The 21,864-nt window shown below is 47.4% G+C and carries 16 protein-coding genes and 1 tRNA gene; 8 read left to right on the top strand and 9 right to left on the bottom strand.

Going from position 1 to position 21,864, the window contains the following annotated elements; genetic code table 11:
* Positions 1 to 116: 116 nt before the first annotated feature.
* From SPD80_RS05915 to rlmD, 3 genes are all read right to left on the bottom strand, one after another.
* On the bottom strand, positions 117 to 1,232 hold the full coding sequence (locus tag SPD80_RS05915; protein WP_320828925.1) for a Fic family protein: 1,116 nt from the start codon (positions 1,230 to 1,232) through the stop codon (positions 117 to 119).
* Positions 1,233 to 1,396: 164 nt separating this feature from the next.
* Positions 1,397 to 2,458: a Fic family protein gene (locus SPD80_RS05910; RefSeq protein WP_320828924.1), complete on the bottom strand. Its 1,062-nt coding sequence runs from the start codon at positions 2,456 to 2,458 to the stop codon at positions 1,397 to 1,399.
* A gap of 150 nt (positions 2,459 to 2,608) precedes the next feature.
* Positions 2,609 to 3,781 (bottom strand): 23S rRNA (uracil(1939)-C(5))-methyltransferase RlmD, encoded by a 1,173-nt coding sequence (rlmD, locus tag SPD80_RS05905; RefSeq protein ID WP_320828922.1) that lies wholly within the window; start codon positions 3,779 to 3,781, stop codon positions 2,609 to 2,611.
* A 264-nt stretch (positions 3,782 to 4,045) separates the two neighbouring features.
* Between rlmD and SPD80_RS05900 the strand changes: the two genes are divergently transcribed.
* The 7 genes from SPD80_RS05900 to SPD80_RS05870 all read left to right on the top strand — a co-directional run bounded on the left by SPD80_RS05900 (position 4,046) and on the right by SPD80_RS05870 (position 12,330).
* A complete protein-coding gene (locus SPD80_RS05900) occupies positions 4,046 to 6,106 on the top strand; it encodes an elongation factor G (RefSeq protein WP_320828920.1) in 2,061 nt (686 codons plus the stop codon).
* Between the two features lie 229 nt (positions 6,107 to 6,335).
* Positions 6,336 to 7,667, top strand: a complete 1,332-nt coding sequence (locus tag SPD80_RS05895; RefSeq protein WP_320828919.1) for a hemolysin family protein — start codon at positions 6,336 to 6,338, stop codon at positions 7,665 to 7,667.
* A 195-nt stretch (positions 7,668 to 7,862) separates the two neighbouring features.
* The gene (locus tag SPD80_RS05890; protein ID WP_320828918.1) at positions 7,863 to 8,522 is read left to right on the top strand and encodes a hypothetical protein; all 660 of its coding nucleotides are present in this window, start codon (positions 7,863 to 7,865) and stop codon (positions 8,520 to 8,522) included.
* A gap of 30 nt (positions 8,523 to 8,552) precedes the next feature.
* Entirely contained in the window at positions 8,553 to 9,053 is a 501-nt protein-coding gene (locus SPD80_RS05885) for a cyanophycin synthetase family protein (RefSeq protein ID WP_320828916.1), read from the top strand.
* Positions 9,054 to 9,169: 116 nt separating this feature from the next.
* Positions 9,170 to 9,625, top strand: coding sequence for a YtxH domain-containing protein (locus SPD80_RS05880; protein ID WP_320828914.1), 456 nt, complete (start codon positions 9,170 to 9,172; stop codon positions 9,623 to 9,625).
* A gap of 101 nt (positions 9,626 to 9,726) precedes the next feature.
* Positions 9,727 to 10,722, top strand: a complete 996-nt coding sequence (locus SPD80_RS05875; RefSeq protein ID WP_320828913.1) for a PRC-barrel domain-containing protein — start codon at positions 9,727 to 9,729, stop codon at positions 10,720 to 10,722.
* A gap of 84 nt (positions 10,723 to 10,806) precedes the next feature.
* Positions 10,807 to 12,330, top strand: a complete 1,524-nt coding sequence (locus SPD80_RS05870) for a polysaccharide deacetylase family protein (protein WP_320828911.1) — start codon at positions 10,807 to 10,809, stop codon at positions 12,328 to 12,330.
* A 97-nt stretch (positions 12,331 to 12,427) separates the two neighbouring features.
* On the opposite strand, the gene SPD80_RS05865 is transcribed toward SPD80_RS05870, so the two are convergent.
* The 4 genes from SPD80_RS05865 to SPD80_RS05850 form a co-directional block, all read right to left on the bottom strand.
* The gene (locus SPD80_RS05865; protein ID WP_320828910.1) at positions 12,428 to 13,780 is read right to left on the bottom strand and encodes an Nramp family divalent metal transporter; all 1,353 of its coding nucleotides are present in this window, start codon (positions 13,778 to 13,780) and stop codon (positions 12,428 to 12,430) included.
* Position 13,781: 1 nt separating this feature from the next.
* Positions 13,782 to 15,614, bottom strand: coding sequence for a magnesium transporter (locus tag SPD80_RS05860; protein ID WP_320828909.1), 1,833 nt, complete (start codon positions 15,612 to 15,614; stop codon positions 13,782 to 13,784).
* A 339-nt stretch (positions 15,615 to 15,953) separates the two neighbouring features.
* Complete coding sequence (locus SPD80_RS05855; protein ID WP_320828907.1) at positions 15,954 to 17,693, bottom strand: ABC transporter ATP-binding protein; 1,740 nt, start codon at positions 17,691 to 17,693, stop codon at positions 15,954 to 15,956.
* Positions 17,694 to 19,520 (bottom strand): ABC transporter ATP-binding protein, encoded by a 1,827-nt coding sequence (locus SPD80_RS05850; RefSeq protein ID WP_320828906.1) that lies wholly within the window; start codon positions 19,518 to 19,520, stop codon positions 17,694 to 17,696. It lies immediately after the preceding gene.
* A 57-nt stretch (positions 19,521 to 19,577) separates the two neighbouring features.
* Between SPD80_RS05850 and SPD80_RS05845 the strand changes: the two genes are divergently transcribed.
* A complete protein-coding gene (locus tag SPD80_RS05845) occupies positions 19,578 to 20,720 on the top strand; it encodes an AraC family transcriptional regulator (protein WP_320606141.1) in 1,143 nt (380 codons plus the stop codon).
* Positions 20,721 to 20,917: 197 nt separating this feature from the next.
* Here SPD80_RS05845 and SPD80_RS05840 read toward each other — a convergent pair whose 3' ends face one another.
* Together SPD80_RS05840 and SPD80_RS05835 are read right to left on the bottom strand one after the other, a co-directional pair.
* Positions 20,918 to 21,469: a LemA family protein gene (locus SPD80_RS05840; RefSeq protein WP_320828905.1), complete on the bottom strand. Its 552-nt coding sequence runs from the start codon at positions 21,467 to 21,469 to the stop codon at positions 20,918 to 20,920.
* 190 nt (positions 21,470 to 21,659) lie between these two features.
* Positions 21,660 to 21,749, bottom strand: a tRNA-Ser gene (locus SPD80_RS05835).
* Between the last annotated feature and the right edge of the window lie 115 nt (positions 21,750 to 21,864).

Here is a 21,864-nt window from a genome sequence, read left to right as displayed (position 1 = left end):
GGGCGCTCTGTTGAAAAACCCATCACTGCGCTTTTGGTTTACGCTTTGGGTTTCTCTAGGGCGTTTTGTTTACCGTATCAAACAGTTTAACTGAGGAGCAGATTTTATTCTTGTTTTTAATGCCTAAAGCGGTACTTACCTTTGCCATGTCCGGATACCGGCTCAATGATGTCATGTTCAAGCAGTTCCCTTAAAAGGACAGAGGCTCTGGATGTTTTAATGCCAATTACCTGCATCACATCAGAGCGTCCAAAGATTGTCTGATTTGGAAATGCTTCATGGAGTTTCAAAATATGATTTACTTTCTTTGATGAAAAAGAACTTTCAATGTCCGGTTTTGGCGCCTGAATGTCCAGTTTTGGTACACCAATGTCCAGTTTTTGCGCCTGAATGTCCAGTTTTTCTAGTTCTCTGAATGCTCCGCTGATATGCAATGCACGATTATGCAGGGGATGAGTTTCATTTAAGAGGAGATTACGCAAAAATAATTCAAGATACTCTGTTGTTTCATGGATATTATTTTTTAAATCGTTATAGTTTGCCCTGACTAATGAATTCCTAAAATACCACGCATGCTCAGCAAAAATATCGTTTGTTGCATCAAAGCCAAGCGTACGCAAATATTTAATGAAAAACACCGCTGTCGTTCTGGTGTTGCCCTCGCCAAACACATGAATCTGCCAGAGCCTGGATACAAATAGTGCAAGGTGATGGATAATCTCATCTATTGTAAGATTCTTATAAGAGAAAAGCTTTTCTTCCGAGAAATCATAGGCAAGGGTTGCCTGCAGTTCTGTGGCACTGCCGTAAAATACGGTTGCTCCGTTTAACACCCATTCCTTCTTTGTGATGTTGTAATCTCGGATACATCCGGCATGAGAATAAATACCGGTAAATAACTTTCTGTGAATGGAAAGATACTCGTTTGGTGTAAAGCTAAAGGCACGCTCAGAAAGAAGTGCAGCAATCCGTGCGGAAACCTTGTCAGCTTCCTCAGTGCGGTCTGATGTATCACTGACAGGGTTTTCCTCATAATAGGTTTGCAAAAGCGCATTTGCTTCTTCAAAGGAAATCTCGCCTTCGATATTTCTAACGGCAGTATGCACCAGATATTCTGATGTTTTCAATCCATCAACTGCCTGCAGGCCAATAGCTGTATGCCATGCATAACCCTTGTCTTTCTTTGCAGGTTCGGATTCTTTGATATATTCCTTAAAGGGATCTTTGCTCATTTAAAATCACCTTACGCGACTTTTATCGGGACAACTTTAATCTCGTAATATGCTGCAACTGCATCAGCATAAGACCTGCCTCGGGTTTCTCCTGTCTGTATGCTTCAATCCTTTCATCCAATGCTTTTACTTTTCGTCCAATTTAATGTGGGTTTGGATGAAAATTATTTGCTGCCAGCCCGATAGTAAAATGTATTTCTGCCTAATCCTTCCCGGATTATAACGCCCTCATCGGTAAGTTTTTTTAATGCTGCCAGCGCAGAAGACCTTCCTATGCTTGGACAATGGGCTACAACATCTGCCCCCGTGAACTTGCCAAGTTTTTCTTCGGTATACCTTTTCACTATGTCGTATGCTGTACTGCCGTTTTCACTTTCAGCCATTAATCCGACACGCTCTTCAAATTCTGTATAACAGGCCAGGATTACCTGCAGCATATATCTGATAAACGGTGTCGAATCATTATCTTCTTCATACCATCCGGCATCTGATTCTTCGAGAGCATCGTAATAACGATCTTTTGTTTTCTCTATCTGCTTTTCAATACTAATGTATTTCCCAACGCTATACCCGTTCTTATACAGAAGGAGCAACGTGAGCAGTCTACTCATCCTTCCATTGCCGTCATTAAACGGGTGGATACAAAGGAAGTCGCAGATAAATGCCGGAACAAGAATCAAGGAATCTATCTTCTCGTTTGCAATAGCCTGCTCATAGGCATTGCACAGGTCCTCTACAGCATCCGGTGTGTCGTAAGGCGCAATTGGCGTAAACCTTGTGACTATCGTCCCATCAGGCTTTGTCTCATTAATATAATTCTGAACATTCTTAAAATGTCCTCCATAAGAGAATCCCGCCCTCTTCAAAAGATCCCGGTGAAGCTGAAGGATATAAGACGGACGAACCGGAATGTACTCATTACTCTCATGAATCGTATTCAAGACATCCCGATAACCCATAATCTCATCTTCATCCCGGTTTCTTGGAGTGGTCTTCTCCTTAAAAAGCTGTTTCATACGTGCACTTGTTGTGACGATACCTTCAATTTTGTTAGATGCTTCCGTACTTTGTATCTTTGCGATTTCAACCAGGCGATCCAACTCCACAGGTTTTTGACGAATGAATAAATCCTGTCTTCCTTTACACTCATGGATTTTCGCAACAAGGTTCAGAATATCTGTATCCCAGACTTTATCGTAGAGCCTGCTGTAATCAAACGATCTCATTAGAATCCTTTTTCGTCCAACGCCCTCTTTTTTCATCCAATTTTACTCTATTTTGGACGAAAAAATAATCTGTTGGACAAAATAGGGCTTTTCTAATTAAAGGTGGTTATCTAACTGAAGTCGATTACTTTCGTGACAGCAATGCCACACTTAGCGGGACAGCACCGCAATTGTTTCCACGTGTTTAGTGTGAGGAAACATGTCCACAGGAATCAAACTCATAAGCTTCCAGCCTTTTTGGCGTAAAAACCACAGGTCACGAGCTTGTGTTTGAGGGTTGCAAGAAATATACACAATGCGTTGCGGGTTGCAGGCGCTGGCTGCCGATAAAAACTCGGGGGTAGAACCAGCACGTGGCGGGTCAAGCATGATAACGTCATACGCTCCGCCCGCCCGTTTGCCGCTGGCAAGGTATTCCGTGGCATCGGCACGCACAAAACGTGTAGTCTTTTCTAGCTGATTAGCGCGCGCATTACGCTTAGCATTCACGATGGCCTCTTCACCACGTTCCACACCTACCAGCTCTAAGTCCTTACAACTATGGGCGGCGCATAGTCCAATGGTACCTGTGCCACAGTAGGCATCAAGCAAACGCATGCCTGGCTTAAGCTGCGCGCCGTCAATTGCCAGCGCATAGAGTTTCTCGGTTTGCTTGGGATTAGTCTGGTAAAACGAGGTTGCACCCAGCTCAAACGTACAGCCCAAGAGGCTATCGTGAATGATGCCTTTACCATATAAAACATTATTGCGGTTGCCTAACATGGCGTTGGTCCGACGCGTATTGATATTTTGTACGATGGTTGTAATCTCGGGATGTGCCGATAAAATCCCATCAACAAAGCGTAGCTCCTGGGGGATGTGGTTGCCATTAGTAACAAGAGTAAACAAAACCTCTTTTCCCACCAAAGCTTTTCTTACAATTGCATGGCGTAAAAGCCCTCTACCGGTGTCTTCATGGTAGGCACTTACGCCTATACGCTCTGCGATACGCGCAACACTATTAAGAATGGGCCGCAAGCTTGCCTCTTCTACCAGGCATTCTGCGCAAGGTACAATACGGTGCGTTCCGTGAGCAAAAAATCCACTGCGGATGCGTCCACGAGTGCCAGGTGCAAAAGGCGTTGCCGCTTTATAGCGATAAGCCCGTGGCTCATTCATACCAACAATGGGAGAGATGGTGCAACCATCTGTTTTGGCAAGATCTCCAAATAAGTCAGCTAAGGCATCTTGTTTGCGTTGCAGCTGAATAGGGTACGGCACAGAAAGCCACTCACAGCCGCCACATTGGCGTGCTATGGGGCATGTGTAGGTGCGGTATCCCATATATCCTCCAGCTTAGTCCAGCTTGGCAAAGTGCAAACGTAGTTTGATAATACCCTGTTGCACTACAGCGCTGTATGTGCAGCGGGCAAAAAACGTGAGATGTACCTGTCACAGCCCTAAAAAGTCCGTCTCCCGATATGTGGTAGTCGGCGGTCATTTTGCGTGTAAAGTTAAGCAAAGAGGCTCGCCACACAGTCATGCGGGTCCACCTCCTGGCTGTGCTGCGGCCGTAAGGCTCGAGCATATTCGTGCGAGGAGGCTATCATGTCACAGCTAGACAAAGTTAGGAATGTGGTTTTGGTAGGCCAAGGCGGCGTGGGTAAAACCATGCTGGCTGAGGCAATGTTGCATCTTTCTGGCAAAACCTCAAGGTTGGGCGGCCATGCAGGAACTAAACCCACGCTAGATTACGACGAGCAAGAAGAGCGTCGATCCTTCTCTATTTCTACGGCTATTGCGCCCATTATGTGGAACAACACACGTATTAATGTATTGGATGCGCCTTGCTACCCTGATTTTATCGGCGATGCCTATGCAGCCATGAGTGCCTGTGAAACAGCGCTGTTTATGGTGGATGCAAGCGAGGGCGCACAAACTACCACCACGCGCTTGTGGTACGCGGCAGAAGATTTGTCTTTGTCTCGCGCGATTTTTGTAAACCGTTTTGATAAGACCGAGAAGGACTTCTATGATGTTCTTCTCGATTTGCAAGAGCATTTTGGTAATCGTTTGGGTGCCGTAACGCTGCCCTGGGGGTATGGTGATACCTTTGAGGGCGTTATTGATGTGGTGCATATGGTTGCTCGTAAACTGGTAGACGGAAAGCCCGTTGAGCAACCCATTCCAGAAGCATATGCAGGCATGGCACAAGCTGCTCGCGACTCTCTGTGTGATTTGGTTGCCGAGGCAGACGATGAGCTCATGCTTAAATATTTGGATGGCGGTCAACTGAGCCAAGATGAGCTGGAAAGTTTGCTCCATAAGGCTATTGTAAAACGTATATTTGTGCCGGTCTTTGCGGGTTCTTGTGTGCGTGAAGAGGGCGTCATTTCCTTTATGAATAACGTAGTGGAGTATTTCCCCACGCCAGAAGATTATGGCCCCGTACCACTGGTAAACGGTGAGGCGCTTAATATTGACCCTGGTGATGACCGTCCCGTTGTCTTTGTCTTCAAATCTCTTAATGACACACAGGCTGGTCGCCTTTCCTTTATTAAGGTGTTGGCAGGTACCATTAAGGCTGGTACGGAGCTTATTAATGCACGCACGCGCAAGACCGAGCGCCTCACGCATTTGTATGTGATGTGTGGACACGAGACTACAGATATCGAGGCTGCAGGCGCGGGTGACGTGGTAGTAGTTCCCAAACTGGATGCTATGACGGGAGATACCCTTTCGGTAACGGGCAAGGTAGAGGCTGCTGCATTCCGCTTCCCCAACTCGCTGTATCGAATTGCCATTGAGCCTGATAAGCGCGGCACAGAAGACAAGCTCTTTACCTTCTTGGAGAAGAGCTGTGATGCAGATCCTACCATGAGCGTTTCTCATGATGAAGAGACTGGTCAAACAGTTATTTCTGCCATTGGAGAAGCGCAAGTTTCCGTTTTGCTCGAGCGTCTAGAAGATCGTACGGGTCTTACTGCTCATACCACCGCATTGCGCATTCCGTATCGTGAAACTATTCGTCGTACCGCTTCTGCTCAGGGCCGTCACAAAAAGCAAACTGGTGGCGCGGGCCAATACGGTGATTGCTGGCTGCGTGTGGAGCCCAATCCTTTGTCAGGCTATGAGTTTGTAGACGAGGTAGTAGGCGGTCATATTCCACGTGGCTTTATTCCAGCTATCGATAAGGGCGTCCAAGAGACTATGGCTGAGGGCGTTTTGGCAGGGTATCCTATGATTGACGTTAAGGTTGCCGTGTATGAGGGCTCTTATCATCCCGTAGATTCTAACGAGATGGCCTTTAAGACAGCTGCACGCCTTGCCTTTAATAAGGCGGTCGAACAAGCGGAGCCCGTATTGCTTGAGCCCATGGCTCATATGGAAGTTTCCATTCCAGAAAGCTATGCTGGCTCTATTATGGGAGATATTTCTGCAAGTCGCGGCCGCGTTGAGGGTATGGAAGTTACCGATAAGGGCCTTACCTGCATTATTGCTACCGTGCCATTAGCTGAGGTTGCAGATTATGCAACCCGTCTGCGCTCTCTTTCACGTGGCACGGGCGAGTTTAGTCTAGAGATTTCTGGATATGAGCAGGTACCTCATGATGTTCAGGAGCGCTTAGCCCAGGAGTATGCTGCCAAGCGTGCAGCAGGCACCAAGTAAGGTTGTATGCGGTATCTGTTCTGATGTAGCATGGCAAATCGAGCTTGGCTAATCGAGCTTGGAAAACATCTGGTAGTTTGGGTATATAAGGCTGCACGCGCGTATGCGGGTGCAGCCATTTGTATGCAACAGATATGCACTCAAAACGCTGCAGGTAAAGCTGTTAAAATACTCATATCTTGTTTGCTGGTGCAAAGCACCAACGTTTTTGGAGGATGCGACTTTTCGCATGGACATAGTTATATCGATTGTTGTTACGGTACTTCTTACCTTGGTAAATGGATATTTTTCTATGGCAGAAATGGCTCTGTCTACGGCCAAGCGTGCCCTATTGGAACATGAGGCATCAGAAGGTGACGCCCGTGCAGCAGCTGCAGCTGAGGCTGTCGAGAACCCCGATTCTTTCCTAGCAGCAATTCAAGTGGCAATCACTCTGGTTGGGTTTGCATCGTCTGCCTTTGCAGCAACGAGCTTGTCTGCACCTTTTGCGGCTTGGATGGCCTCGTTAGGGATGGCTGCATCTGTGGCAGATGTGGCTGCACCTGTCATTATTACGCTGCTTATCTCGTACTTTTCCATTGTAGTAGGGGAGCTTATTCCCAAGCGCATAGCCTTAAGTGATGCAGAGCGTATTGCAGAGTCTGTTGCTGGTCCACTTATGGCTTTCTCGGCTCTTGCGCGCCCCTTAGTGTGGCTGACGTCTGCGAGTGCAGATGGTGCTGCGCGTTTGCTGCATCTTAAGGCAACCTCTGATCGCCAGGCGGTCTCTGAGGATGAGATTAAGTATCTGGTAACGGATACCGATGAGCTATCCGAAGAAGAAAAGTCAATGATTCACGAGGTTATTGGCCTGGGAGATACCATTGCTCGCGAGGTCATGGTGCCGCGTGTGGACATGACTGCTGTGGAAGACACGCTGTCTTGCAAAGCCGTGTTAGACATCATGCGCACGACGGGCTTCTCGCGCATTCCTGTGTACCATGATGAAGTTGATCACATTATTGGCATTGCCCACATCAAAGACTTGATTGAGCTTATTTTAAGCGGCGAGAAAACCGAGCATCCCGTCTCTTGCTGCGTGCGTAAGGCTGATTTTGTACCCGATACCAAGGACATTATCCCGCTGCTTTCCCAGATGCGCGCCAACCATGCACAAATGGTCATCGTGGTGGATGAGTACGGTGGCACTGCCGGCGTGGTTACGGTAGAGGACATCGTAGAGGAAGTTGTGGGAGAGATTGAGGACGAGTTTGATCCAGACAATAAGTATCTAACACCGCTTTCTGATACGGAATGGCTGGTAGATGGCCGCTATTCCATTGATGATGCCATAGAGCTTGGCTGGCCCTTAGCAGACTCTGGCGAGTACGAGACCATTGCGGGCTTTGTGCTTGATCAGGTGGATTCCGTGCCCAATGCGGGCGAGAAGTTCGTGGTGGATGGATGGACATTTAGGGTGGTTTCTGTGCGTGGCCGTCGCATTGCGAAGGTGCGTGTGAGTGCTCCTAAACCAGCTTCTACCAGCGATGCTATTGGCGGAGTATCTGATACCGTTCACTAAATGACGAACGGTATTTGTGCAGGTACACGTTCCTTCAAACAGATTTCACATCATACTGGTAGTATGAACGAGTAAAATTTTTACACACATAAACACGGTTCGGCAGAGCACGTGTCAAACAGAGCTCTTGTCGGCGAGGCATAAATCCACCTCAATTAAACAACGCCTCAAATATCGCAGCAGCGCGATAGCATCATGGCTGCTGTGACGGATAAAGGATTTGGTTTGTTTAATAGCTCCAACAAAGTACGTATGTGGTTGCTTGGTTTGATTGCAACGGTTGCTTTTGGGCATCTGGGTTGCCTACCAGCGTTTGCTGCAGACGTACAAGCGATTGGTGTAGGTGACACCACCTCTGAGATTACTTCAAACAATGACTTTCATAAGATTAAATCTGCTGTTTCTTCTACTGAGTCTTCAGTAAGTTCTCTTTTAGACACACACCAGCACTTAACGTATCAGGTTCATAAGCTTGGTCCTACCGAGACAAACATTAAGCCTGGCGCCGTCATTCAGGACGGTGTTGTGATTGTTAATCAAGACCAGGGCTGGAAAAGCGGTCGTGCTTCTGCATATACCATTGCAGATAATACTGGTGGTACGGCAACCGCTTCAGGCGTAGAGCTTACCGAGCACAGCATGACAGTGGCAGTCCCCGTATCGAGGCGTGATCTTATCGGTAAAAAGGTAGAAATTTACTACAATGGAATTACCGTTACTGCAACCGTTACCGATACAGGCGGGTTTGCTCCTTTAGGGCGTGACCTTGACCTAGCTGGTGGCGTGTGGCGTGCCCTGGGTGCCAGCTCCACTGATGGCTGGGGTGTCAGAACGGTGAGTTACCGTTTCCTCTAAGCACAAGAAGCACAGGGAGGCTTTTGTTTGATGGGTCAAGTAATCGAAATCCAAAAACTAACCGTTGGACCCCGTTATGTAACGGCACGTATTCGTGTTGATGAAGAAGCCCCCTTGTTTACTAACGAGGACCTTGAGGGCACTACGCGTGTTTATAATCTTATGCCACAAATATGTGACCATGCTTGTTTTGGTGATGCTGGCAAAACATTTAGGGATGCCTTGCCTGCCACTGAGGTTGCACATTTGTTTGAGCATGTTTCGGTAGAGCTGATTGCTCGCACTGGTTTGGGTGGTGCTATTTCTACGGGTCGTACCACGCCTATTACAAGTGTCGATACCCGTACCTTTGACGTTACGCTTGATTGTCCCGATGATGCCTTGGTTGCCGGCGCACTTTCCAGCGCTGCCTGGATTTTGCAATGGGCCTACACGGGCGGCGGCAATCCTGAGCCCGGCATTGATGCTATTGTAGATGGCCTTACTGGCATGGTTGCATCTTTGGATAACGCGGCTGATAGCGAGCAATAGTTTACCTCTCATATCCAACTAAGAATTGCGCTTTGCATACCCCGCACACTGGTATACTTAAGCGCATAACCAAGCATGTATTGCCAGTTTGCGCTGGCTGTATGGAAGGACGCAAGATGAGCAAAAAGAGTGGATTTGGATTTGTGCTAGGCACTGTTTTTGGCGCAACTATAGGTACGGTAGCTGGCTTAATGCTCGCTCCTCGTTCTGGTGCCGAGAGCCGTGCAATGGCCGCCGATGCCATGAATGATGCTTGGGATAGTGCAAAAGACGCTTATGAGGTAACGAGTCAAAATACTGCCGAGAAGGTCGCTCATATTCGTCCTGTGGTAGATGCTACAACTGATGAACTACGTGCTAAGGTAGACGCTGCACGCGAGCGCATGGATCAAGTTCGTAACTCTTTGTCTGATACGGTTGCTGTTGCTTCTGTTCAGGCTCAGGATGTTATTTCTAACATTGCTAGCCAGGTAAACACGGTTGTTACTGAGGCTTCCACGAGTGACTCTGTAGAGGTAGAAGCTCAAGTAGAAAAGACGGATACTGCAGCATCTAACGATACCGTGGCCTAGTTTTTATCGGCACAACAAGGCAAACTATCCGAGGCGCTGCCCTGTGGCGGCGCCTCGATGTATAAAGCACTCATAAAGCGCCAAAGATCTGCGAGGTTCATATGCTATCGCTTTCCAAAATCCAAAACACCAAGGTCTTTACTATCAAAGATTCCAAAAAAATCTCTAGCAACACCAAAGAACAGGTGTTTAAGCGTTTAGGCAAGGTGCATCAGGTGGTATGTGCACCTGATGGCATGCAGGTCATTGGTTTTATGGTTAAGCGCCCCGACGTGGTTGGCATGGTTAAGCGCGAGGATGTGTTCTTGGCGTTTGATTCGTTTGATGTTTGCGATGAGGGCATCTATTGCACTCATCAAAAGACTGGCATAGGTAAGGCTGCTATTAAGCGCTTAGGCTTTGACTGGGATTCTTGCATTATGTGGGCGGGCATGGATGTGGTTACCGCAAGTGGTAACAGCCTTGGGTACATAGGGGATTTTGATTTTAATACTGCTACCGGCAAGATAGAGACGTTCAAAATATCCAACAGCGGTACCGCACACGCACTCATTGGTACGGTGGATATTCCCGCATGCTCTTTTAGAGGACGCCACGGCCAAACTATGATTGTGGCAGATGGCACTGCTACGCAGACATTCTCGGGAGGATTTGCCGCTAAGGCTGGTGAAGCCGTTGGCAACGCCCAGGTTGCGGGTGCAGAAGCGGGCAAAAAAATGGCAGCAGCTGCCGATAAGGCCTTGGAGAAAGGCTCGTATTCTTTAGGTCGTGTATTAGGCAAGGCCAAGCGTGCTGTCACTGAAGCTACACAGCTTGATCCAGATGTGCCAGAGCTTGAGGCGCAAGAGGTCAAAATTTCAGGTCCTGTTACCAGCGCGCAAGCAAAACAATGTAGCAACACCACCTCCGATCAGACTTTGCAAGAAACACCAGATAAAACGGGAAAAACTTCTCATACAAACTCTGCAAGTGCAAAAGAGAAACCCTCTTCAGATGACACTGCAGCAAAGGCTGCTCGTGCACTGGGTCGAAATCTATCAAAGACGCGAGGTATGTTTGCTGCGTTTAAGGAAGAATTTGATAAGAGTAGTAAGTAAACCGTTATATACTTTTGAGTGACTACATAGGTTTCAATCAAACATTCGCTTTTCAAACGAAGTTTAAATATTCTCGGAGGGCATATGGCACGATCTGGTGAACGATATACACCACACTCACGCAGAGATTCTTCTGCTCACGATTCTTCATACCGCAGTTCTGCACATATGAATGTGTCTATGAATGCCAATACGGGTTCTTCTCGCTCAAGTGCGCCGCGTTTCTCGACCACGCGCGGAGAAGCAAGCTATGCCGCAGCAACACGCAAAAGCTCTGCTTCTAAAAACCCTTACTTGCAGGCACAGCGCTCAAACAGCAATGCTCGGCGCGAGCACGTTGGGTTTGTAACTGCCGATAAAGGCTTTGTTTCTGCAAAGCGTCCTATGCCGGGCGGCAAAAAACCCAAGCGCGCCATGACGCGTCGCGACTTTATTGTGCTGGGTGGTTTGGCTGCTGTAGCAGCTGCTTTGCCAATTGGATGGAACATATTCCGCCCTGTTGAGGTTGTTATTAATGGCGCTCGCCGCACCTATACCGTACATACCTCGCTGGGCGATATTATTTCCAAGGAAAAGATTAAGGTAACGGCAGGTAACCTTACCAGCGTTTCTGGCAAGGTTATTACCGAGGGCAAGGGTTTTGCGTACTCGGTTAAGGTTGACGATAAGGACTTGTCGTTTGATGACGGCAACAACTATAAAATCCATGGTGGAGAGACCATTACCGTTGGCAATGGTGCTGACATCATGGAGGAGTATACCGTAGAAATGACAGAGACTCAGCCCAAGCTCACGACAGATGGTGCCTGGGGTGCGGTTACCTATGTTTCTCAATGGGGCAAGGTAGAAAAGAAAGAGATTCGCACGGGTAAAACCTCTGGAGAAACCGCTGATGGTGAGGTAAAACAAAAGGGGCAGGATTGTGTGCTTAAGACACGCAACTTACAGCCCAAGGATGGAAAGAAGCTCATTTCCATTACTTTTGATGACGGCCCCAGCGTGTATACCGAGCGCTACCTCAAGATTTTGAAGGATCATGGAGCTGTTGCAACCTTCTTTAATCTGGGGCAGAACGTGGATGAGATGCCAGAGATTTCTAAAAAGATTGTTGCTGATGGTCATGAAATCATGAGCCATACCTACCATCATGATGTGCTCACCAAAGATTCTGCAGAGCGTGTTCAGTCTGAGTTGGATAGCAGCTATGAATCTATCAAGAAAGCTACGGGTGTAGAAACTACCATGGTTCGTCCACCTTATGGTGCGTTTACGAGCAAGACGTGGGCGGTTACACAAGGCAAGATGAGTGCTTCTATTTTATGGAATCAGGACTCACTTGATTGGTCTCGCCCTGGTGTAGACAAGATTGTTGCCAATGCTATTAATGGTATCCAGCCTGGCTATATTATTCTGATGCATGACGGTGGTGGTCCACGTGAGCAAGATCTTGAGGCTTTGCCACAGATTTTGGATAAACTTCATGATCAGGGCTACACCTTTGTAACGGTTACAGATCTTATGAAGGCTGATGGCAATGTGCCTGAGGACATCTTAACTGGTAAGGCAAAGATGCCCGAAGATGCAGTGTGGCCTACTGAGCTTAGCTAAAACCCTGCAGCAAAATTAATAACCTAACGACTCAACAAAGCATCAGGTTCTACGTCTGATGCTTTGTTATCTTTGCTTGGAGGCGCATCAACTTGTGCTAGATGCCCATGGCCTGCATGACAAACATTACTATGGTCAAAATAGTAATAGCAACAATTACAAACCAGGTAAGAATATTCCAAATCTTGCCATTGCGATATGTGCCCATAAGGTGGGTGTCACTGGCAAGCAAAACCATACATACAAGCAAAACAGGTAAGGCAATGCCGTTAATAATCTGTGCGACCATCAAGATGCCAAACAAATCAATGTGAGGAATCAAAACAATAAGGGCGCTCAGGATGGTAATGGTGGTAATGATGCCACGATAAATGGGGGCCTCATGCCAGCTGCGGTCTGCACCGCGTTCCCAACCAAAAGCTTCGCAGACGGCACTAGCGGTAATGCCCGGCAGTACACAAGCTGCCAAAAAAGAAGCGCCAACCAAACCAATAGCAAAGAGGGCAGAAGCATACTGCCCAGCCAAAGGAACAAGGGCACGCGCTGCATCTGAGGCACTGGTAACAGCAATGCCTGCAGGGAAAAGCACCGCGCCCGTGGTAAGAATAATAAACCAAGCAATAACGCTTTGAGCTACTGCGCCAGAGACATTATCCGCACGTTGAGCAGGAATATCTGACTCATCCAGGTTTTTCTCGACAACATTACTGGATACCATAAAAATCATGTAAGGCGAGATGGTTGTACCAACGCTTGCCACCAACAAAGAAATGTAAGCAGTGCTGCTATCAAGCTGGGGAACAACGGTTTTATAGAGTGCCATGTTCCAGTCTGGCTTGCCAATGATGCCAGACACAATGTAGGTGATAAATACCGAGCTAATGACCAGCAGGATTTTTTCTATACGACGGTATGAGCCACTCATGGTAAGAATCCATGTGCCAATAGCGGCAACTGGCACACTGGCATAGATGGGTACGCCAAATAGCAGCATACTGGATGCAATGCCGGCAAACTCAGAAATGGTTACTGCAAAGTTTGCAATGATAAGCGCCAGCATGGCAAGGGCGGAAATGCGCACGCCAAAGCGCTCGCGAATGAGTGAGGCAAAACCCTTACCGGTAGCGCAGCCCATACGTGCTGAGGTCTCTTGGACTACCACTAACAGCAGCGTCATGATGGGAATGGTCCACAGCATGTTAAAGCCAAAGGATGCGCCTGAGGTAGAGAAGGTTGCAATGCCGCCGGCGTCCATGCCCGCAAAAGAGGTAAGGATGCCGGGGCCCATGGCGGCTAGAATAGCTGCAATACCTGCTTTACCTGCAGTTCCTGCAGTTTTGCCGACATTGGTTTTACCGACGGAGTTAGGTGTTGTGCCTGAAGCAGCGCCCAAAGTGGTGTTTTGTGAGCTGTCCTGAGTGGGCGCATGCTTTTGAACTTGCGCTGCCATACTAGATACCAATTCCATACACAAGGATGGCGGCGGTAATAATAAAAGCAAGTGCCGAGACAAGCATGGCTATTGCAGCAAGGGATGTACCTGAGTTTTCCAGGTTTTTCTCGTCACGCTTACGCAGAATTGTGAGGTAAAGCGGAGTAAGTGCAAAGGAAACCAAAATACCTACGACAGAGGAAATGATACCGTCCATAAGAATGGTGTTTTGCACATTGTTTTGAGAAACGACACTTACTAAGCTGCCGGAAATCAGGCCAACAAGCAGAGCAAATACGATACCAAGACCAAGGGAGGACAATGCAAAACCAAGCATGGTTGGCGCATCTTTGTCGTCAGGGTCATACTCAATAAAGGAATTGGTAACGTGATTTGCTGCATCATTACCAGCGATAATAGCAACGGGCAGCATGGCACCGAGCAAAAAGATATTGAGCCAGCCTTGGGAGCTAAACAGGGCAGATAAGCCAATAAGACTAAGCATCCAAACAAAGAACCACATCTCGTTGCGCATAAGCCACAAGATGCCCTCCATAGAGCGGTGACCCTCGGAGTCGCCGCTGGAAGCACCAGCAATCTGCAGGTCTTCGGCGTGCTCTTCTTCCAAAACATCGAGTGCATCATCTACGGTAACAATGCCGAGGAGGCGTCGATTGTCATCCACAACGGGCATGGCAAGCAGGTTGTACTTAGCAATGTTTTCTGCAACGTCTTCTTGGTCATCTTCAGGACTTGCAACAATAAGCTCGTCTTCGATGGCAATATCAGACAGTTTGGTGTTAGAACCAGCAACAACCAATGCGCGCAGTGTGACCAAACCACTGAGGCGTCCTTCAGTATCTTTGAGGTAAATGTAGTGGACGGTTTCAAAGTCCTCATCCAAATTGCGGAGGGCTTCTACAGCATCAGTAACCGTTGCATCTTCTGGGAGCAAGACAGCTTCTGAGGTCATAATACGACCCGCGGTGTCCTCTTTATAGCCCAAAAGTTGTCGAACTGCCTTCTGTTCCTTAACGCCCATCAAGCGCAAGAGTTTCTCGGCCTTTGCATAATCGAGCTCGGAAACAAGTTCCGCTGCGTCGTCTGGGTCCATTTCTGATAGCATGCGCGAAGCATCAAGCTCCGCCATGTCTCCCATGATTTCTGCTGCTTGATCATCATTGAGCTCTGCCATAGCTTCTGCTGCTTGAGCATCATCAAGCTGGGCAAAAACTTGACCGCGCAGGCGAGGATCAAGCTGCTCGATGATGTCTGCAATGTCTGCAGGGTGTAATTCATCCAGCGTTTTGTGGGTAACGGAGAGTTTTACATTGGACAGATTACGGTCCAACAAATCCATATAGTTCCATGCAATAACACGCTCAGGAATGTCTTTACCAAAGTTGCGCAGTACTCGTATGACGATTTTCTCGATAGTAGGGGAAAGCGAGCGAAGCAAGCCACGGGCACCAACCTCTGCACCGAGCAGACGGAGCTGGCTCGAGCTGGTGTCTGACAGCTTGAGGTCATTTACGCGAACAACCTTCATGCCGCGTGTGTCCACAATTTGCTTGTTGAGTAAATCACGGGCGATAAGGACTTCTTCAGGCTGAAGATACGAGAAGCGAATATCCGTTGAGGGAACAGTTAGATGAACTTCTTCTTCATCAAAGGATGCTACATACTTGCGCCAAGAAATCATAAACGGCGTCTTACCAGGCCCTTGAAATGCAAGGGATGTTACACGAGGAAAAACCTCGCCTGTTGCAATACCAAGGTCATTAACTACGCCAATTTTATTGCCATGAGCGTCAAGTACTGGATTTCCCAAAAGTTGGGAGAGATAAATCATGCATGCTCCTTCCAGCTGTGTACACAAGCAGGTACACAAGCATTGCGCCGCTTACACGGTACCGGTCATACCCCTCGCGGTAGACTCGGCAGAGCACACCACGGGGGCTATCGACTGTGAGGTCGAGGTTTCATGTTGCCCCTTCTACTAGACTGCAAAAAGCGCTGTACACATGAGGTTCAGCGCATCCTTATTGTACACATCAATTTTTAAAGACGGCACCAAGAACGGTAATTCCTTGTTTAATCTATGTTCTTACGTATCAAAAGTAAGCCGCCTTGAATAGTCAAGACGGCTTATGTCTTAAAACATTACTGCCTTAAGGGCTTACAGCTGGGTTTACAGTTGCCAGGTTGCGCTTTCGCGTTGGAGCTTAACCATGTGAGCAAAAACACCTTCTTGCTGTAACAACTCTTGGGGCGAACCCTCTTCTATGACGTGTCCCTCATCAAGTACTACAACTTTATCTGCGTTTTCTACAGTGCGCATACGGTGTGCAATAACCAACACAGTCTTATGTGCAAGCAAGCGAGAAAGGGCTTCTTGAACTATAGTTTCATTTTCTACGTCAAGACTTGCTGTTGCTTCGTCTAAAAGCAAAATAGGAGCATCTTTAAGCAGAGCGCGCGCAATAGAAATACGTTGACGCTCACCACCAGAAAGACGCGCGCCATTCTCACCAATAAAGGTGTTATAGCCCTCAGGTAAGCGCGATACAAATTCATCGCAGTTTGCGGCACGCGCAGCCGCACGTACCTCTTCGTCTGTTGCGCCACGGCGACCCAAACGAATGTTTTCCATAATATTGTTATCAAAAAGCATGACATCTTGAAAAACGATAGAGATATCCGAGAGCAGAACCTCAGGGTCTATAGCTGCAGTGTCTATGCCACCAATGCGAATAGTGCCCGTATTTGCATCCCATAAGCGTGCTACTAAACGGGCGCAGGTAGATTTACCAGAGCCACTTGGTCCAACAAGAGCGGTTACTTCTCCTTCTTTAGCTGTAAAGCTTGCATCGCGCAAAACAGGCTCATTTTGATAAGAGAAGCCAACATGTTCAAACTGTACATCAAAGCCTTGGGGTGCAAACTCTTGCTCTCCGCCTGCGATGGGCTCATCGTAAATATTTTGAAGACGACGTGCTCCTACTTCAGATACGAACATCTCGGCGATAAGCGCAAGCGCTTGGTCAAACGGCGCATAGACGCGCGTTACTACAAGCAAGAAGGCAACAAATACCATAAAGTCAAGCTGGCCTGCTGTAATAAGAGTAGCTCCTACAAGCACTGTGCTGGCAATGCCCAAGCACATAATAACTGATGCAGCGTTTATGGTGATGCCCGTGAGTATTTCTGAATGAATAGTTGCTTGCTCACGTGCGTCAATCTTTTTAAATACGCTCGCAAGACGCTGCTTCTCTAAGTTGTTAGCTCGAATCCCCTGCACTTCCTCTATAGTCTCTTGGATTTGGTCTGACACCGTGAGTGCTGCCGTGCGTGCTTTCTTTTGTGCGGAAGAGGTGATGTTACGAAGGCCAAAGAGCAATCCAAATGCAACAGGAACGCTCCAAAGTGCCGCTAATGCAAGGCGCCAATCATAGATAAAAAGACTTACTGCCACAATAAACGTTGAAATATACGCGCCATACAGATAGCCCAATACATGAGACCACATGTGCTCAAGCTCTGCCACGTCGCCCATGATGGTTTCTGCAAGGTCTGCTAAGTCACGGTGGCCAAAAAATGATAAAGGCAATTGGCGCATACGCTCACCAAGAGCCAAGCGCAAGCGTCCTACCTCACTATATACAGTTCCATACGTATGAAAATACTGCTGACTATGGACAACAAACGAAATAATACAAAATACAATAAGTGCTCCTGCATAGGGCAAAAGTGTTGGCAGGGGCGCGCCTTGTAAGAAAGCTGCCATAAGTGCTTGTATGAGTATAAACAAAATGCCTATACCTGTCATATTGACGAGATTGGTAACAACGCTCCATGCAATACCCTTGCGTATTGAGGCAATACCTGCATCGGTAAGCGCAAAAGTCTTCTTGAATTTCTCGCTAAGCATTTATGCTTCACCTCGCTTAATTTTCCATGTTGCGGCACTTTGGTAGTTGCTCCACATATGAGCATACAGACCGCCTGCATCAATGAGCTCTTGGTGTGTACCTTGCTCTTGCAGCGTGCCTTCATTAAGAACTGCTATATTGTCCGCCCCCACAACCGTTGAAAGTCTGTGGGCAATCATGATGACGGTTTTGCCCCGGGCAAGGCGTGCAAAGGCCTGCTGAATAAGGGCTTCGTTTTCTGGATCTGCAAAAGCGGTCGCCTCATCCAAAACCACAATGGGAGCATCTTTTAAGATGGCTTGAGCTAGCAAAACACGCTGCACTTCTCCGCCGGAAAGGTAGGTACCCTCTGTGCCAATAATGGTGTCTGCACCTTGGGGAAACTTAGCGAGAATATCATCGCATTGAGCAGCATGGAGCGCTTCGAGGGCCTGCTCGCGCGTTGCATCTGTACGGCCAGCCAAAACGTTTTCTAAGATACTGCCTTTAAGCAAGGTGCCTCTTTGGAAGACGAAGGCAATCTTGTCCATAAGCTCATGTGGGTCTATATCGCGTACATCAACGCCGCCTACCAGTACACGACCCGAGTCCACATCCCAAAAACGAGGAATGAGGCTTGCGGCTGTTGTTTTACCACCGCCAGAAGGGCCTACCAGTGCCAAGACAGTGCCAGGAGCAACTTGCAAATTCAGCTTAGTAAGAGCGGGGCGTGCTGCTCCTTCATAGGTAAAACTTACCTCTTCAAAACATACGCTGGTATCTTGCGGGTGTTTGCTATGTGTGGCTCTAGTCATTTCTGGGGCATCTATAACTTGGTTATAGCGGCGCAGGGCCTCATTTGCTTGCATCATGCCGCCTGAGGCAAACATAATCTTTGCAAGCGCTGTTGCAATGATGGCGCTAAAAATAGCATAAAAGACAAAGTTGCAGATAAAATCGACAAAGTGACCTGATGCCAAGGCTTCTGGTGCTAAAAGAATTGCAACAGGGACTAAGAAAACAAATGCGGCTTCAGTAAAGGTAAGATTGATGCTCTGAGGAGTTTTACAGACATCTACAGCATACTTGCACGCAAACGTATTGTAATTCTCGACTGCTTCTTTGTATGCTTTAAAGGAATATACCGTCTGTTGAAATACCTTTACAACAGGAATGCCACGCAGGTATTCCGTGGCGGCTGAACCCATGGTATCGAGGGCTGTTTGGTATTGATTGAGGTACTCTTTACGGCTTCCTCCCATCATGCTCATCATGCTGACAATCGAGATGAGTACCGCTATCAGACAAGCGATTCCCATGCGCCAGTCAAATAAAAACAGCAGTATGAGCATGGAAATAAACAAAACAATGGTGCCGGTAATATCCACAAGATTATGGGCTATAAGTGCCTCAGTATCGCGTGCGACACCTTCGATTCTGCGTCGTAGTACACCTGAGCTGTGCGTATCAAAGTATCCCAAAGGTACACGCATAAGGTGCTCAAGCCCACGTTTATTCATGTTGGATTGAATACGGAATGCAGCCAAGTGCGTGCAAGCAAGACCTATAAAATAAAGCACAATACTTGCGATTGAGAATGCAAATGCCGCCCAGCCATAGCTTGCAATATGTGTTGCCTGTTGCCACTGGGGAGCTACTTTTATAAGGTCACGCACGACAAGCCAAATATATGCAAAGGGTGCAAGGCTCAACAGCATGGAAACTCCCGAAAGGACACACCCTATAAGAATAAGGGGTCTTCTCGATCCCGCTAATTCAAACAATGAACTAAGCGTCTTTTGCTGCTGCCGTTGCCCTTGCTGCTGCGCATCTGTTGTTGACTTCATATATCTCCTCCTCACGCATGCTATAATGTGTTAACTTAGGTTAACTAATTCTGAGTGATGAATGGTCATGAAGAGAACAAGGATGAACGATTTACGCGCTTGGCGGCTGATTGTATGGATGAGTCAACAACACAGCGAATGCTTAAAGCCTTTTGCTCACACATTTCTCCTCAGATGCAGTCACTTTTTATGCCTCAAATACAGCAACTTAAAGTGCGACCAGAATATAAATGGTCTGGTGTAGGGAATGTTTTTCGGATAGATAGCAATGAGGCACGCGGGTGGCTCTGGGTGTATGTTCCCTTTGAAGGCTGCCTTATTTCGCGCATGAGCTGGCTTGCGCTGGCATCGTTTTCGCTTGAAGAGCGTCCTTCGCAGGATTATGTGTGCATTAGTACTATGCAAACGCAAGAGCTTGCGCTTATGGGTGAAATCTGGGAGCGAGCGGGAACGTTTCCCTCACATGCGTATAGAGACGAGAAAAACCTTGAGGTGCTGGCACAGGGTATGCCCTATGTCACCCTATCGTTTCCTTATCCTGCTGGTATGTATCAATTTGATATAGATGAGGGAACCGTATATGCCAGCACAGCTATATGTCTCACAAAAGAATACTTGCATGACATTGCTCAGCATTTTAGTGAGCTGTCCGACACAATCCAGCTTCTTGTGGAGCATCCGCTTACGCTTAACGAGAACAAGCAGGTAAAGGGGTTGTTGGCACACCTTATGCCCAGCAGATTTTCTCGACAAACACCACAGGTAGATGCCTATATGCAAGTGCTTAACATGTTGAGTGCTCTTGCCGCTGGAGATGCGTGCATACTGCAGCCGAATGCCGATATACCATCACTACTTACGGCACCTCATCATACAAGTACTAAGCAATTTTCTTGTGCTGTGCTTAGACACTTACAGGAGTCGCTTTCTTGTCCACCATCGCTTAATGAGTTGGCGCGTATCTTTCATGTGGGGCGTACAACTTTGTGCACACAGTTTAAAGAGGAGCAGGGAGAAAGTATTGGTGAGGCGCTTACAAAACTGCGCATCAAAAAGATAGAAGAAGGGCTACTGTGTGGTAAAACCTTGCATCAAATTGCGTCTGAGCTTGGCTATGCAAGTGACAGTTCCGTACGTAGCATTTTTATAAAACAAACAGGCATGTCCCCACGCTCATGGCTTAAGCAACAAGGCGTGTAATTTACACGCCTGCAGCTTTGTTGTGGGAAGCTTGCGTGTTCTAGCAACTCTTATCTTGGTAACTGGCTTGTATACAAAAGCACTCCTACCGCAGTGTGCCTGTAGGAGTGCGTAATGCATGTTGGGTAACGTAGCTAATGATAAGAGCGCTAAGGGATATAGTGTCTTAAGAGGCTGTCAGAACAAAAAGCAAGCTCTTAGAAGGAAACCTTGGGAGCTTGACGGTCTGCTTCGCTTGCAACCTCAAAGCCTGTCTTAGCAGTAAAGCCACCAATACCAGCAATTAAAACGCCGGGGAAGGTTTGAATTGCGTTGTTGTAATTAAGAACGCAATCGTTAAAGCTCATGCGAGCATAGGAAATTTTATCCTCGGTGTCAGCCAAATCTGTTTGAAGTTGCTGAAAGTTAGTGTTTGCTTTGAGCTCAGGATAGGCTTCAGACAAAGCAAAGAGCTGACGCAGAGCACCAGTAATCTGATTGCTAGCATCCATGGCCTGCTCTGGTGTGGAAGCATTTACGTAATTGCTACGGGCCTTAATAACTGCTTCAAGAGTTTGAGACTCATGAGCGGCATAGCCTTTTACCGTTTCTACTAAATTGGGGATAAGATCACTACGACGCTGCAACTGTGTATCAATAGTTTGCCAAGCGTTATCACAGCGGTTGCGCAGACCAACCATGTTGTTATACAAGCTTATAAACAAAGCAGCAAGTGCAACAACAACCACAACGGCAATAAGTACGGGCATAGCATTCCTTTCTTAGTGTCGTTGACTACCAACGCAACGACGTAGCTTTAGTATACCCATCCTTATAACAAACGTATATATTGTGATGGTGTATAGGTTTTACCTACGTGGCTTTTATATACGCACATACACAACAGCCCTGCAAACATGAACACAAGCTGTTCAAACTGCAGGGCTGCAAGCAGGTATATGGCGGAGGGAGAGAGATTCGAACTCTCGGAACGCACAAACGCTCAACGGTTTTCAAGACCGCCGCATTCAACCACTCTGCCATCCCTCCGTGGTTGTGTAGCCATTTTAGCGCATATGACGCTACCATAGAACCGTCAACTTTACCTAAAGGTGGTTTATGTCTATTTTGCACAACACTTCACAGAACTTCTCGCAAGATACTG

Origin of the sequence: Atopobium sp. (genome assembly GCF_034113385.1) — a bacterium.
In the GTDB taxonomy this organism is placed as follows: domain Bacteria; phylum Actinomycetota; class Coriobacteriia; order Coriobacteriales; family Atopobiaceae; genus Atopobium.
The sequence above is the reverse complement of the archived record's forward strand: the minus strand, read 5'-3'. Positions and strand labels throughout refer to the sequence as shown.